This window comes from Mesorhizobium sp. NZP2234 (assembly GCF_013170765.1).
Classification (GTDB): Bacteria; Pseudomonadota; Alphaproteobacteria; order Rhizobiales; family Rhizobiaceae; genus Mesorhizobium; species Mesorhizobium loti_D.
The window spans coordinates 5,948,318-5,963,535 of sequence record NZ_CP033364.1; the positions used below are offsets into that span (position 1 = coordinate 5,948,318).

The 15,218-nt window shown below is 60.9% G+C and carries 9 protein-coding genes; 3 read left to right on the top strand and 6 right to left on the bottom strand.

Annotation, left to right across the window (positions count from 1 at the left end; translation table 11 throughout):
* Positions 1–3 precede the first annotated feature (3 nt).
* The 5 genes from EB230_RS28915 to EB230_RS28935 all read right to left on the bottom strand — a co-directional run bounded on the left by EB230_RS28915 (position 4) and on the right by EB230_RS28935 (position 8,996).
* Positions 4–2,238 carry a polysaccharide biosynthesis C-terminal domain-containing protein gene (locus tag EB230_RS28915; protein WP_172374420.1) on the bottom strand — a complete coding sequence of 745 codons (2,235 nt, stop codon included), beginning with the start codon at positions 2,236–2,238 and terminating at the stop codon, positions 4–6.
* A gap of 73 nt (positions 2,239–2,311) precedes the next feature.
* Positions 2,312–4,522, bottom strand: coding sequence for an exopolysaccharide transport family protein (locus EB230_RS28920; protein ID WP_172374421.1), 2,211 nt, complete (start codon positions 4,520–4,522; stop codon positions 2,312–2,314).
* 1 nt (position 4,523) lies between these two features.
* The gene (gene asnB, locus EB230_RS28925; RefSeq protein WP_172374422.1) at positions 4,524–6,521 is read right to left on the bottom strand and encodes an asparagine synthase (glutamine-hydrolyzing); all 1,998 of its coding nucleotides are present in this window, start codon (positions 6,519–6,521) and stop codon (positions 4,524–4,526) included.
* Position 6,522: 1 nt separating this feature from the next.
* Positions 6,523–7,782, bottom strand: coding sequence for a polymerase (locus EB230_RS28930; protein ID WP_172374423.1), 1,260 nt, complete (start codon positions 7,780–7,782; stop codon positions 6,523–6,525).
* Positions 7,779–8,996 (bottom strand): glycosyltransferase family 4 protein, encoded by a 1,218-nt coding sequence (locus EB230_RS28935; RefSeq protein ID WP_172374424.1) that lies wholly within the window; start codon positions 8,994–8,996, stop codon positions 7,779–7,781. The genes EB230_RS28930 and EB230_RS28935 overlap by 4 nt, the downstream gene beginning before the upstream one ends.
* A 161-nt stretch (positions 8,997–9,157) precedes the next feature.
* On the opposite strand from EB230_RS28935, the gene EB230_RS28940 reads away from it, so the two are divergent.
* The 3 genes from EB230_RS28940 (at position 9,158) to EB230_RS28950 (ending at position 14,113) form a co-directional block, all read left to right on the top strand.
* Entirely contained in the window at positions 9,158–12,076 is a 2,919-nt protein-coding gene (locus EB230_RS28940; protein ID WP_244493989.1) for an AMP-binding protein, read from the top strand.
* A 224-nt stretch (positions 12,077–12,300) separates the two neighbouring features.
* On the top strand, positions 12,301–13,806 hold the full coding sequence (locus EB230_RS28945; RefSeq protein ID WP_056567853.1) for a calcium-binding protein: 1,506 nt from the start codon (positions 12,301–12,303) through the stop codon (positions 13,804–13,806).
* Between the two features lie 94 nt (positions 13,807–13,900).
* On the top strand, positions 13,901–14,113 hold the full coding sequence (locus EB230_RS28950) for a DUF768 domain-containing protein (RefSeq protein ID WP_065005147.1): 213 nt from the start codon (positions 13,901–13,903) through the stop codon (positions 14,111–14,113).
* A gap of 68 nt (positions 14,114–14,181) precedes the next feature.
* Here EB230_RS28950 and EB230_RS28955 read toward each other — a convergent pair whose 3' ends face one another.
* Positions 14,182–15,201: a Gfo/Idh/MocA family oxidoreductase gene (locus tag EB230_RS28955; RefSeq protein ID WP_056567848.1), complete on the bottom strand. Its 1,020-nt coding sequence runs from the start codon at positions 15,199–15,201 to the stop codon at positions 14,182–14,184.
* Positions 15,202–15,218: the final 17 nt, after the last annotated feature.

Consider the following 15,218-nt stretch of genomic DNA (forward strand, 5'->3'; position numbering starts at 1 on the left):
GCCTCATTTGCCCGCCCTCAAGAACCAATTCCCCTGTTGGGCGTCAATCGCGCTCGGCCTGATCGAGAGCAGAGCAAAAACCAAGCCCGGCAAGATTTTCAGTCGCTTGCCGATATAGATGGCCATGGCAACGCTCCAGATACTCAAGGCAAGCGCGACACCCACGGCAGCGCCGATCGGGCCGTACATCGCGACGCCGACGGCACAGGCCACGATGTTGGCCGCGGCGCCGGCGACCATCGTCGTTGCGGCGGCCCATTCGTTTCCAGTCATGGTCAGGAGATTCTGCTGAGGCCCGCACAGCGCGACAAAGACATATCCCAAAATAAGAACACGCGCGATTGGCGCTCCCGCGCTGTAGCCCTCACCGAAATAGCTCAAGAACGGCTCGACGATCAACATCATGGGGATGGCCACCGCTATGGCGCCACCAGCGGAAAGCAACGTGGCTCGTGCGAAGAGCAGCTGCAGGGCCTGACGATCTCCCCTGGCATGCAGATCGGCCGCGGTTGGCGAAAACATGGTAGCGACGGCGATGCGAGAGAGCCCCACAAGCATCGCGACATTCAACGCCAAGGCGAAAATACCGGCTTCACGAATATGGTCTGTCCAGCCCAAGACCAGCACCCCTGCCCGGCTGACAAAAACATCGAGCCCGGTGATGAGCATGAGCGGTGGGGCCGCAAACCACCATTCCCTTGATTCATAACTAGGCTGAGTCTGCCGCAGCCCAGGTGGTTCAAACCTCCTCGCGGTGATGAACACCAGCCCTACCGTGAAGGCGGAACTGATCAGCACCGCCACCATCACCGCCGGCGCGTCCACAACCCGTAGTGCGGACTTGGCTATGATCGCCACCAATATCAGCAGGAGCCCATCTCGCACGATGCGCTCCGGCAAGAGCGCCGAGACGACGCCCCCAAAGGCACGTATGAGCGTAGCGCCAATGGCATAAGCGGTAATCAAGGGTACGGCCGCCATGCCAAGCACGATACTGATCTCAAGTCCGCTTCGCATGTGATCCGATTGCGCATGATCCGAGAAGACGAGGACCAGGGCAGCGCCCGTCATCCCGAATAGCGTCGCCGCAAGAAGCGATTTCTGCAGGGCGAATTTTATCACCCCCCGCGCCAGATCAAGCCTGCCGTTGGCTCTGTAGGCGGGCACAAAACGCAACAAGGATACATTGAAACCAAGCGTTGCCAGATAGGCGAGCACTGAGGTCCAAGCCAGAACATAGGAGTAGATGCCGTAATTGCCGGGCCCGATGAGACGTGCAATGGCCAGCTGTGCAAGGCTCGTCAGCCCGGCACCTCCGATATATATCAAAAGGGCGAAGACGCTTGCTCGAGCGAGCCGCGAGCCGACGTCCTTGTTCCGTCGAGGTGTGGCTGTTGAGGGAGGGGCGGCGGGATAAACTGAAGCCTTTCGAGACACGCGACTGTCGAGACCCATGACGTGGGTATCGGGGACGCCTTCTCTTCGGTCTTGACCTGCCAATCCCCTATCCATCCGCGAAAGCGCGGAAATGACTTGCTTCTCGACCGTACAAATACCCTTGAACGTCGATTGACTGTCGACATTGTCGACGGGAATGATTTTTCGGCCGGAAGTCGCGAGGAGGTCATTTATGGATTCGAACACACCAACGGAGAGCATATTCACGTTCAAGTCGGCCTCAAAAACCCGCTCCGCCGGCGGTTGGTGCTTGATCCGCTGCCGTAAACGGTTCTCCACGACATCGGACGGCACCACCAGCCTGATGGTGAGATCGGCCCGCGGCGCGAGGCTGAGCGCCGTTGCGAGCACGTCGTTGTCTGTGTTCCCATTGAAGGTCGCCAGCGTTCCAATCGCTTGAACGTATCCCTGGTCGAAAATTATAATATCAGGCGATCGCTTGGCCCGGCTCCAGCAATGCGAAAGATGCAGAAGATATCGCCAGATACGAGCGCGCCAGATTCTCTTCTTTGGCGTTATCAATCTTACAATCGACAGCGAAAAGGAAAGATCGTTCGCTATCCCCCCCGACGAAAGCAATATTCTTAAAGTCGAGAATATTGCCGACGCGATTCTCGTGATGAACAGAACGATTCCAAGATCAAGGCTTCCCGCCCTCGTGCTGGGCTTATAGCTGAGGGCGACCTTGGCGTTATAGCCTTTCCCACGCAATTGCTCCGCCAGCGCGTGTGCAAAGGTTGTCTTGCCGGATCCTGGCGGTCCAAAAAATTCAATGATCATTCCGGGTCAGGTCCGATTGTGGGAACGCACCTGGTTCCCTGTGGTATTGTCAGGAAGCGGAGGCGACGGCCCATCAAACCTTCGCCAACAGGAGGTCGGCGTTGTCCCCGACCCGGTAGCCGCCGTGCCTCTTTAGATTCACCTGGGTGAGCACGCTCCCCACTGGAACGGCGACGGATCCACCGCCCCGGAGCGACTCCAGAACACCACGGGCAATGCTGCGCCTCGTCCTGTCCCAGCGAACGGCGAAAAGCACCGCGTCAGCCCAGCGCTTCAGAAGTCTGGTTTCTGGGCCGCCGAGTCCCAGCGGCCCGTTCATGATGACGACGTCGTAGACCGAGAGCAGTTCGTCCGTGAACTGCGATTTGTCGACCGTCGACAGAAGCGTCAGCAGATCATCCGAAGGGGCTGGAGCGGCCATGAGATCGATGCCGATTTCTGGCATTCTCGTGATTGCATCCTGCAGCGTGCAGCGTTCACTCACATAGTCTCCGAAGGAGTTGTGGGCCTTGACGGTGCTGAATTCGCCACGAAACTCGTTCGTGAGCCGCACGTCCTTGCGATCGAGGTCGAGGAAAAGCACCTTTCCGCCCAGTCTGGTTGCCGCCAGCGCCAGGCTCCATGCCAATTCTGTCTTGCCCTCGTCCTGGATGCTGGACGTAACGAGGATGATATGCGGCGGCTGACCCCTGCCCTGGGTTGGCGCCGCGGTGACGAGAAGGGATGTCGCGGCTCGACTGAACGGTGAGTTCTGCTGGCCCAGTACCAGATGCCGCAGCTGTCTCGCGTGAAGTCCCGAAACCTTGGGAAGCAGCCCTATGCACGGAATCCCAAGCTCGGCCTCGGCTTCAGCTTCGCTGCGCAAGGTCTGATTGAAATTGTTGCGGATCAGAACGAACACCGCCCCCATCAGGCCAAACACGATCATGCCGGGTGGAATCAGGAAAATTGGCGACAGGGTCTTGGGATTTGACGGCGGCCATGCCGTTGAAAGAACCGCTACGCCTGGCGAAGGAGCGGCGATGCGCCGTATCAGATCCTGCTGGCGGCCAAGGAGCTCGTTGTAGTGCTGTGTCACGATGGCCACCTGCGGCTCGAGGGCACGCAATCCGGAAAGCTGGCTCGCGGTGTCGGCCACGGCCGCGTCGAGCACTCTCTTGCGGTCCTCGAGAGCCGCGACCTGCGCGCGGTAGACATTCGCCTCCGCGGCGATGTGCGCGATGGCCTGTTCCATCTCGAGGGTGATCGCGCTGCCCGGATCGCCGTTCGCGGCGGCCGGCTGGCGTGCCATCAGGTCCGTCAGCACAGGCGATCCGATCTCTTCGGCTATGGCCGAGACAGGGGCGCCCGCCTTTCGCAGGTCCTCGATATGGCTAAGGCGCGATTCCGAGGCGGAAAGATTGGCTTTCGACAGGAAAATCTGCCGGCCGAGTTCCGCTGTTTCATTGGCTGCGTTGTTGGCCGCACCTTGATCAACGGCGCCGTGTGTCAGCCGGTAGGTCTCCAGCCGATCGGTCGCTTCGACCAGATCCTTTTGTACTTGCGGCAGACCGGCGACCAGCGACTCCAGCTCGTGCTGATCCGATGCACGGCGTTTCTGCACGAGGTCTTCGATATAGACCTGAGCGAATGTGTTGGCGATGAGCGCCGCACGCGCCGGACTGGCATCGGTGAAGCCGATGGTGATGACGCGCGAGCGCAACTCTTGTCCGACCCTCATCCCGTTCCGCAGCGTCTTCAGCTCGGCGGCATCGGCGGCCTCAGCCGCTTCCGGACTTCCCGCCGCTGGCTTGTCCTGCGACCAGATCCGGTTCAGGAGATTGCTCACGAATGAGCCAGCGGCGGGCGGGACGGCACTGACGCCGTTTTTTCCGGCAGCATCGGCATCCTGAGCCTTGCGTAGCGCGACCAGAACTCGACGCAGGTGGGCTTGCGACGAGAGCATCGTCAGATGGTCATCTATGCTCGAATCCAGCGAGTCTTGAACGAGCGCCGTGCCGCCCGGATTGCCGGTGCTTGGGGCGTCGATGATGACCTGCGTCGTCGCCTCGAACAGTACCGGACGGGTAAGACCCGCCAAGCCGGCCAGGATGCCACCCAGAAGGGCAACGGTAAGCAAGAACCATTTTCTCGTCGCCAGGGTGACGACGAGCTGATGGAAGGGAGACGACGGTTGCATATGCTCGCGTGGCGGTCGCCTCATCCGCGAATTGGTGTCAAGCGTAGCGACGGCCATTTGCGTAGCGCGCGGAAGCCTGGCGCGGCTGGCTATGGAACCTTCCATCTCAATCCCCTGTCAGTTCTATATCGTAAGAAAGATGTGTTGACGGCACCGATGGCCGCATGGCTTCGTTGCGCCACGCCTGGAACATCAGCAGCGGCCACAAGTCGCGGAAATGATCCTGGTTGCCACGCAGGTGATCGCGCCAACATGCGTCGACCTTCGCACAGTCGATGATCCCGTCTCCGGACAGGCGTGTCGTGGCTATGATATCCGTTGCCCAATCGCGCAGGGGTCCTTTCAGCCAGGCTCCGACCGGAACGTCGAAACCTTGCTTCGGCCGATTGACCAGCGAGCGCGGGACATACCGATCGAGGAGCTGGCGAAGGATCCATTTGCCCTTGCCATTTCGGACCTTGGCACTGGTCGGCAGGCGCCAGGCGAATTCCACGACGCGATGGTCTAGGATCGGGCACCGCCCCTCGAGGCTGTTGGCCATGGTGGCGCGATCGAGCTTCACCAATATGTCGCCCGGCAGATAGCCTGTCATGTCGTCGAACAGGAGACGCGAAAGCAGGTCGTCGAGCTCTGCCGCAACGGCAAGCGACGCCGGCGGCTTGCGATGAAGGAGGCTGTTGGTGGAAGACCCCGTCAGTTGCCGAAGCAGCTCGTCTTCGTCTCGCGCCGCGAGCAGGCCGGCGAGGCGGTTCAACCTGTCACCGCGCAATCCGTGCCGCATACTCGCCGAAAGCGGCAGGCTGCCGAAGATGTCTCGGTGGGAGGCCTGGGCCAGCAATCCAGCCCCCGCTGCCAACATTCGACGAAACGATGATGGCAGCTCATGCTGCCTTCTGAGGCGCGTTGCCAGGAAGTGCCGGGAATAGCCCGCGAAACATTCGTCGCCACCATCACCCGATAGAGCCACGGTTACGTGCTGCCTGGCGAGGCGCGAGACCAGCAGCGTCGGTATCTGCGACTCGTCGGCGAACGGCTCGTCCCAGATCCGCGGCAGTTCCGGAATGACTTCAAGCGCCGCGGCCGGTGAAAGGTGAAGTTCGGTATGATCGGTGCCCAGATGCCGAGCAACCGCGGCCGCATGAGGGGCCTCGTCGAACCCGCTCTCACCGAATGCTATGGTGAAGGTGCGAACGGGCTTCCGGGACTGAGCCTGCATCAGCGCGACGACCGCCGAGCTGTCGATTCCGCCCGACAGGAAGGCGCCAAGCGGGACATCTGCAATCATCCGTTCCTTGACGGCAAGGCCGAGCAGCCTGTCGAGCTCTGTCGTAAGCTCCTCGTCGCTGCCGGCCATCGGATCCCGTTGCGCCTTGCTGGCGACATCGGCCAGCGACCACCAGCGGCGAACACGATGCGCAAGCGACCCGGCGCCGCGGGCATTGGCGAAATCCGCCGCCGTCACCGACAGAACTGAACCGGGCGGCAGCTTGAACACGCCCTGCCAGATGCAGAGGTCGTCCGGCACCCACCCTTTCGAAAGCATCGTCGCCGCCGCATCGACGTCGACTTCCGGGTTGAAGGCCGGGAAGCACGTGATCGCCTTCAGCTCCGAGGCGAAGACGAGCGCTTCACGTGTCGAGGCGACATAGAGCGGCTTTTTGCCCATTCGGTCGCGGGCGAGGTGAAGAATCCGTTTCTTCAGATCCCATAGTCCGAAAGCGAACATGCCGGCGAAGCGCTGGAGTGCCGTATCGAGGCCCCAGCTCTCGATCGCGCACAGCATGACTTCCGTGTCGCTGGTGCCGCGGAAATGATGGCCCTCCCCCTCCAGTTCGCGACGCAGATCGCGGAAATTGTATATCTCGCCATTGAAAGTGATGACGTAGCGGCCGCTCGCGGAATGCATCGGCTGGCGCCCCGCCTCCGACAGGTCGACAATGGCCAGACGTCGGTGGCCGAAGGCGATCCCGGCCTCACGGCTCATCCAGAATGCCTCGCCATCGGGCCCGCGATGACGAAGGGCCATCGCCATCGGCCCGATCGCCCTGAGGGCATTGGTATCGGCTGCATCTGGCGCCAAGAGAATTCCGGCGATCCCGCACATTCTAATATCTCCTCTGGCGAATGATCGTGGGAACCGACTGAGGCGTTCCAGCGACGAGGCAGAGGGTCAAAGAGAACCACACGATCGGGTGCCGGATGATCAGGTGCGGAGCACTGAAGACAGCGATAGATGCTGTAAGCGCCACGAGAGCGTCCAGCCTCGCACGCCAGGCGGACCAGGCGGCCGAGCCGAGGATCCACACCAGGGCCATGACTGAAATCAGGCCGCCCTGGGTGTAGAGATCGAGGATCGTGCTATGGGCCTCGAAGGGTCGCGGCAGAAACTGCTGATTGACCACGGGGGGAGTATCAAGGTGTGGGCCTGGGCCCAGCCCCAGAGATCCGGATCTTGCCCCCTTGTCCAATGCCGCGTCCCAAAGGTAAAGGCGAAGTGCCGCGGTTTCCGCGGTCGCTTCCCCGCCCTTGTCCTTGGTGAGGCTCTTGGCGAAATCTTCGGCGCTGGCGGCCTCGCTGATGGCGTAAGGCGCCATCGATACCGCCAATGGAAGGAACGCAACAGCGAGCAGGAGGCCAAGTTGTCGCGAAAGGCTGGCCTTGCCGCCATCGCCCGCCAGCAAGGCCCGCATCCGCAATCCGAGAAGGATCAGGCAGGCCAGGACTGTCGTATAGAGATAGGTATCGCTCTTTGTCAGCCTTCCGACGTAGAAGGTGAGGATCAGGCTGAATAGCCCAAGGCATCTTCCCAACGGATTGCTGGTGGTCATGGCAAGATGCAGGGCCAGGGGACCAAGCAGAGCGCAGTAGAGTGCAAGCTGGTTCGGATTCTCAGACCAACCGCAAAAGCGATCCCAGTACCAGGGACGGACGCCAGACTGATGGATCCAGCCGAAACCAACCCCTACCTGAATGACAAAGCAAGCACTCGCGATAGCGATCATCCACCAGGCGATACGACGTAAACGGACAGCCGCGTTCGGCTCCGCGGCGGCCAGGCAGGTGACGCAGGCCAACAACGCATACGCCATCGTGTCGTGCAACAAAGGATCGAGGAACAGCGTGGTCGTCAGAAAGCCGATGATGGAACCAACGCCCAGGGCAAGCGTCAGGATCAGCCAGAAACGTGCAAGTTTGGCCAGGGCCGGCGTTACCTCCAGCCGGCCGCCAGCAAGGACCCGCGTGATCGACAGCAATATCCAGAGCGTGAGGAAGAGTTCGCTGTAGCCGAACGGCAGCCCCGGGATGCTGAGCTGCACCGCGTAGGACATTGCTATGCCGAAGGCCAGGAACGCATCACGAATCATTGCCGCGCCTCACCCAATCGGGGGTTTCGCGCACGCTCTTCCATCATTGTCGCGGGGGCCGATCGAGCAAGACTGCCGCTGCCACCGAGCACGGTCTTGTATAGCTCGCAATACTGGTCGACGACCCACGACAGCGAAAAGCGCTCCCGTACGAGTCCGACGGAACGGCCGCCCATGATTTTTCCACGGGCGCGGTCGGACAGGATCTCAATTATTCTGGATGCGAATCCTTCCGCGTCGCGCGGCGCGACGAGATAACCGTTCCAGCCATCCTCGACCACGTCATTGCAGCCGGGCATTCTCGAGGCCACGATAGGCAATCCGGACAATCCCGCTTCCAACAGCACGCGCGGAATCCCCTCGCGATATTGCGTCGGAAACGCGAACAGATCGGCCATGCCAAGAAGGGCCGGAACATCCCGCCTTGGCCCCAAGGCGATCACGTGAGGAGCATATCGCTCGATATCGGACTTGTTGACCGCAAATGGACCTTCGGAATCCTGCGGGCCAACGAGCACGAAACGCGCGTTGGGCCTCTCGGAGAGGATGCGGGGAACCGCCTTGAGCAGGGTCGGGATCCCCTTCTGGCGGGTCAGCCGACCGACAAAGATTACGACTTCGGCCGAATGAAGGCCCAGTTCCTCGCGCACAGTGGCGGCTGACGGACCACGATACCGAGCTGTCGAGAATGCATTCAAGTCGATACCAGAACTGCGGATCAGTCGCGCTTTGCCGTTGCCCACCAGCCGGTAGCGCTCGAAGAAGGCTTGATCGTCGCGATTCTGGAAAACGGTCATCGCTGTCCACAACGATGCGAGGCCCTGGAGAGCGCAGAAGACCGGACGCAGCGCCAGAGCGCGCGGCTCCAGCGACGAGAATGTCCAACCAAGGCCATTGATGGTGCGGATGACCGGAACCTGCCCGCGCACGGCCAAGGGCGTCAGGAGGTTGGGCTTGGTGTCGAAACTCTGGACGATGTCCGGACGCAGTTCGGACATCAATTTGCGGACCCTTCCGAGAGCGCCCCATTCCCCGCCGCCGCTGCTAAAGCGGTCGAACCCAAATCGGCGATGTGGGATGCCATGGAGGGAAAATACCCCCCCCACATCGCTCGACACGGCAGTGACTCGAAAACCCTTCTCGCGCATCGCCAGCAGGAATGGGATTCTGAGACGGTGATCCTCGCCTCCGATGCAGACAAGGTGCGGGTTCATCCCATGCCCCCAGGATGCCGGCAGTATCCCGACCGCATCAAATGGCTGGCTCTTGGATCCGCTCTCATGACCGGTTCATCGCCCCTACACGCACAACGCCCAAACCCACGCTACCAAACCCACGCTAGGAGCAGGGCTTCCCGCTGTCCTCGTCTGTTTGAATGAAGCAGGCGCTGGACGATGCGGCGATGATAGGTCGGCGCATATCGGATCGCCGAGTCCGATCCGGAATCATTCGTTCTAACGATGCCACGACCAGCATGGTCGCGTACGACACTGCAAAGCCAATCAGCAAAAGGGGAATTGCGTTGGAAGCGTTCGGGCGCCCGCGTTCAAAAAGCCCGTTTCCACGCGCTTTGGCGTCTGTTGGCGGATTGGCAAGCCGGCAGGATGTTGCGATTATCCCCAATATCGGAATCGGACCTCCAGACGGCTTCACATGGAAACAGGCATCGACGCGCCCTCTGGACGTGGACGGACCAACCAGCCACCCGTTCCAATGGATGTGCGACGATTTCTCCGAAAAACCGGCGTTCTGGCATCTGAAGCGAGTTGTCGAAAGATATCCGGACAAAACCGCGATCAGTGACGGCTCCACATCGCTCAGCTTTGCGGAATTGTTGAACGCAGTCCAAAACCTGGCGAGTGCCATCGCTGGTTCGGTCCCGCCGGGCAAGGCGGTCGGGCTCCTTATCGGGAATGCGCTGTGGTATCCCGTGGCCATGCTCGCCGCCATGCGCGCTGGCAGGCCTGCCGTGCCGTTAAATCCCCGGGATCCGTTTCAGCGCCTCGCTGCAATTGCCACCAGCGCGCGGCTGGCCGCGATCGTCAAGCCAGGACCAGGTGGGCCGGCGGGCTGGCCGGATGCCTCGCCCCTGAAATGGATCGATGCGGCAAGCTGCATGGGCGCAACGGAAGGCAGCTTTCCGGCGCTGCCGTCCGATCCGTCGGTCGATGCCCCGGCAATCGTTCTGTACACGTCAGGCAGCACCGGGACTCCCAAGGGTGTCGTAAACAGCCAACGGGCGATCCTTCACCGCGTTCAGCAATATGTGGATGCCTGCCACATCGGCCCCGATGATGTGTTCATGCCGCTGACAGGGCCGGCGACAATCGCGGGATGCCGCGAGATGATGACCCCCATGCTGTGTGGGGGCACGTTGTATCTCCTGGATATAGAGAGTGCCGGCATTCGCGCGGCCCGCGACAATTTCAAGAGATGGCAGGTGACGGTCGCCTATCTCGTGCCCGCGCTGCTGCGTGTGCTGATGAATGGTGCCGCGTCCGACACATTCTCTTCGCTGCGGATCGTGCGCGTTGGTGGAGAAAAGATCTTATGGTCGGACATCGACCGGCTCCGCGCCAGCGTTCCCGAGTCCTGCTTTGTGCAGATCAGCTACTCATCCACGGAAACAACAGGCACGCAGTGGTTCCTGCCGAGGGATTATCCGGAGCAGGGCGCAACGGTCCCGGTTGGCTTCGTCCTCCCCGGCATCGAATACACGATCGTGGGGGAAGACGCATGCGAGGTCGCCTCGGGGGAGGAGGGCGAGCTCTTGATCAAAAGCAACTATACCACGCTGGGCTATTGGGTGGATGGGGAAAACGTTCCTCTTCAGGCAAGCTCCGCCGATCCCCGACTTCGGATCTTCGCAACGGGCGATCTGGTCAAGGTCGACGACACTGGACGGATGTGGATCGTCGGACGAAAGGGACGCCAGATAAAGATTAATGGAAGACGCGTCGAGCCCGCCGAACTGGAACTCGTCCTGCGCCGCGCGCCTCAAGTGAACGACGCCGTTGCGGTGGTGACGGACGCGAACGAACTGGTGGCCTTTGTCGTCCCGGCGAGAGCTGGCGGAAGCGAGTTCATCACTGAATTGCGCGACTTGATCAGGACAGCCTTGCCGCCGGCGGTTCATCCAACGCGGCTGCACAGTGTTGCCGAGATACCGCAACTCAAGGGCGGCAAGGTTGACGGCGTCAAGTTGCGGGATCTGGATCGCGCGCTGAATGCGCAAAACGCCCAAAACGCGCAAGATGTCCGGCCGGCGGCCGACCCACTTGACATCGCGGGCGTCGCGGCCGCCGTCTGGGAGAGGATACTCCCGGGTAAAAAAGCGGCTGGCAGCCACTGGGACGATGCCGGTGGCGATTCACTGAAGCTGCTGCAATTCGTCATGGAACTTGAGACAGCCTTGGGACGTGAACTCAACCTGGAGGCGTTCACCGTCGGGATGAGTTTCGCAGATGTCGTCAGGGCCGCGTCGCCGGGACAAGATACAAGCAAGTCGCGTGTCGATGCCTCCGACGCCAAGCCCATCCTGTTCATTGTGCCTGGATCAATCGGCTACGGTCCAAGCCTGGCGGCCTTCGGCGCCGAAATGGGCACTGTCGCCAAGGTTGTTGCGGTGCGCTACGGGGACCTTAACGATCTGCTCAAGGGCCATGACACAATACCGCTAATGGTGGATGCGGTCGTCGAGCAGATCAGCCAGGCCCAGCCGGAGGGCAATGTGAATCTGATCGGCTATTCGCTTGGCGGCGGCGTCGCGTTCGAGGCTGCCGCCAAACTTGCTGCCGCGGGTCGATCGGTCACGTTTCTGGGAATCCTCGACACCAACATCGGGCCTGGGCGGCACAACTACCGCGAAACCCTCGCGCGCACCGTCCAGCGCATCCGCACGCATAGAGTGACGGTGGATCGCATGATCTTGCGGGCGCTCGCAAAATTGTTTGCCCAATTTGGTGCCGAGGCTGTCCTGGCAAGGGGCATCGACTGGCTGAAATGGGGGGCTTTGGCCAGGACGCGATTCATTCTGCGCCTCGAGCTCGAGGAAATCCTGCGGATGCGTGCATTTGGCCAGTGGCTCGCGCGACCGAAGCCCGCATTGCCTATTACCGCCACCTTGTTCCGGTGCAGGCGCACAGGCGTTCCGGCAGACCTTGGCTGGAGTGCTTTCGTTGCCGATCTGAGCATAGTCCCGATCGTGGGCGGACACCTCGACATGCTCATTGAACCCTATCTCAGCCATAACCGTCCGTTGATAGAAAGGGCCTTTCTGGTGCGCGGCGCATAGCAAATAAACGGTCGCCATGAGCGCTCCGCAGTCGAGCGTGAAGCGCCAAATATCCTTGGATAGTCAACAGGCCTCGGAGCCAAGTCGGCCGTCCGAGTCCGCGGCGTTTTGCTCGCTGTGATCAACGATTCTATCAAGGGACGCCGGTTTTTGATTTGTCTCTAATGTATCCTCTCCACTAGGCAGGTGTGGGGCACCTACCGAATCGGACGAAGGATATCTGCATGACAACCCTCCACTATGCCTCGGGTGGGTCGGCCTCCCAGGTCGCAACCGCCGGATTCAACCTTGTCGACGTTTCATCCGTGGACGAACTCAACGCCCTGCCGGCTGGCACGAAAGGCCTGGTCTGGCTCGATGAAGCCAATGGGGCGACCTCGTCCTTTATCCAGAAAGTCACGCCCTTCATCGGCAATCCGAAGGTGTTTGGCTTCTTCCTGGTCGATGAACCGGACCCAACCGGCAAATGGGGAACCTACGCCACCGCCGCGAATTTGAAGGCGGAATCCGACTGGATCCATTCGAATTTGCCGGGCGCCAAGACCTTCATCACCATGATGAACATGGGGTCTTCCGCAAACCCTGATTTTTCGAACACCTATAATCCGGCCAACACGCATATCGACTATTACGGGTTGGACCCGTATCCGGTGCGCACCGGAACAAGCACGGTCGATTACAACATGATCGACAGGACCGTGGCCGCGGCTGTTGCCTCGGGCATTCCGGTCAGCCAGATCGTTCCGGTTTACCAGACATTCGGCGGCGGCAGCTTCACGACCGACACCGGCGGCCAATACGTCCTTCCCTCCGTCACCCAGGAGCAGACCATGCTGGACCACTGGTCCAAGCTGGTTCCGACCCCCGCCTTCGACTATGCCTATGCATGGGGTTCCCAACAGGGTGACACGGCGCTTGGCAACTCGCCGGCGCTGCAGGCCCTTTTCCTCCAGCACAACCAGAGCGACGCCGGCACGTCGTCAAGCGGCGGCACCGGTTCATCCGGCGGCACCACCACCGTGACGCCGCCGCCCACCACAACCACGCCGGTGCCCCCGACGACCAGCACACCTTCAAGCAGCGATCACGTCTTCTACGGCACTGGCGGGGCGGACGTAATGCACGGCACCACCGGCGCCGACACGATGGCCGGCCGTGGCTACAACGACACCTATTATGTCGACAACGTCGGTGACAAGGTGGTGGAAGTGAAGGGCGGCGGCAACGACACCGTGCTGGCATCGGTGAGTTATGCGTTGTCGGCCGGGTCGGAGATCGAACATCTCGCCACCACGAGCCGATCCGGAACCACCGCCATCAACCTCACCGGAAACGAGTTTTCCCAAACCATAGAGGGCAATGCCGGCAACAACGTCATCAATGGAGGTGGCGGGCGAGACGTACTGACCGGACATGGAGGCAAGGATGTCTTCGTCTTCAATTCCGCCCTCAAGGCCGGCAATGTCGACAAGATCACCGACTTTAATGCGTACCAGGACAAGATCCAGCTCGACCACTCTATATTTTCCGGCCTTCAAAAGGGCGCCCTTCCCACCTCGGCCTTCTTCGCCGGCGCGGGTGCTCACGACAGCAATGACCACATCATTTACAACAGCTTGACCGGCGCGCTCTCTTTCGACAGCGATGGGACAGGCAGAGCACATCAGATCCAGTTCGCCACTCTTTCTCCGCACCTGTCGTTGACGGCATCCTCGTTCATCGTAACGTGAGCCTTGGGGACGTCAGGCCCTGATCAACAGGGTCTGACGTTTTCTTGAATGCACCTCGGCGGAACGAAATCGCTCCAACGAGCTTTTGTTCGTCATGAGCGCTCGCGGCATCGAATTCCTGCAGAAATGGGTGGAGGAAAACGTTCCACCTTTTTCGAGGGCCGATCCGGCCCTTGCGGCTAAACTCGCCGAACAAGCGACCGCGGACGCCATCAAGGCGGGGATTCGGCCCGAGGAAATCTCGGAAGAAGTCGGAAGCATGCTGACCACCATGCTTGAAGTCCTCGATCACCGCGACACCGAGTGATTGCGCATCCGGCTGCATCGGCAGCCGGCATCGCCGCAGGCAGCGGTGTGTGGGGCCTGTATAAGGGGCTATCCTCGGTCCCTGTGGACCAGGACACGCGCCCTATCCGCGGCAGACCGCCTGATGGCATCGAGTACATGCATTCCCGCCACCGCGTCGCTGATTGGCCAGGACTGCTTGATCTCCCCCCTTATGGCGCGCGCAAACTCGCGGACCTCTTCTTCATATTGGTTTGCCGGCGCAAAGCGGATGACTTCGACATCCCGGTCATAAATATCGTCACGCTTGCGCAGCTTGATGATCGTCTCTTGTTTTGCCGAGGGCCAGACGGCGACCGGGATTTCCATCCAGCCGTCCGTACCGATAACCATGATCCAGTGTGCCCATGCCTGCAGCAGGGCGCCACTGAACAGAAGATTGCGGTTGTCGGGAAATTCGAGCAGGCCGGCGACGGCAATATCGACACCATCGGGCGCAAGCTTTTCGAATGTCGCGGTCGCGGCGATCGGCTCAGCCTCGAAGAGAAAGCGGGCTGCCGTTATCGGATAGACGCCAACGTCTCCCAAGGCACCACCGCCGAGTTCCGGCTGGAACCTGATGTCCTGCGGATTGTCGTTGGTCACACTGTAGGTTGCGTGGATCTGTGTTACGCGTCCGAGCCTGCCACTGCGGATGATTTCCCGCGCGGCGAGCCATCGTGGATGATATCGGACCATGAAGGCCTCCGATATCTGCACACCTGTCTGCAGTTGAACCTCGGCCAGGCGCAGGGCGTCCGCCGCATCCAAGGCAAGTGGTTTCTCGCACAAGACGTGCTTGCCAGCCCTCGCCGCGGCAATTGCATCTTCGACGTGCCGATTGTTCGGCGTCGGGATATAGATTGCCTCGACCTCGTCGTCGTTCAGCAGGTCGGAGAAAGACGTATAGTGCTTCGAAATACCGAATTCCGAGGCGACGCGGGCCGCACGAGATCCGTCGCGTGAGGAGATGGCTACAACTTCACACTCCGGTACGGCTTTCATCGCCGGTATCACCCAGTCGCGGGCGATCTTCGCTGTCGACACAATACCGAAACGGACCGGCTTCATCGTCTTGCTCTCTCTTG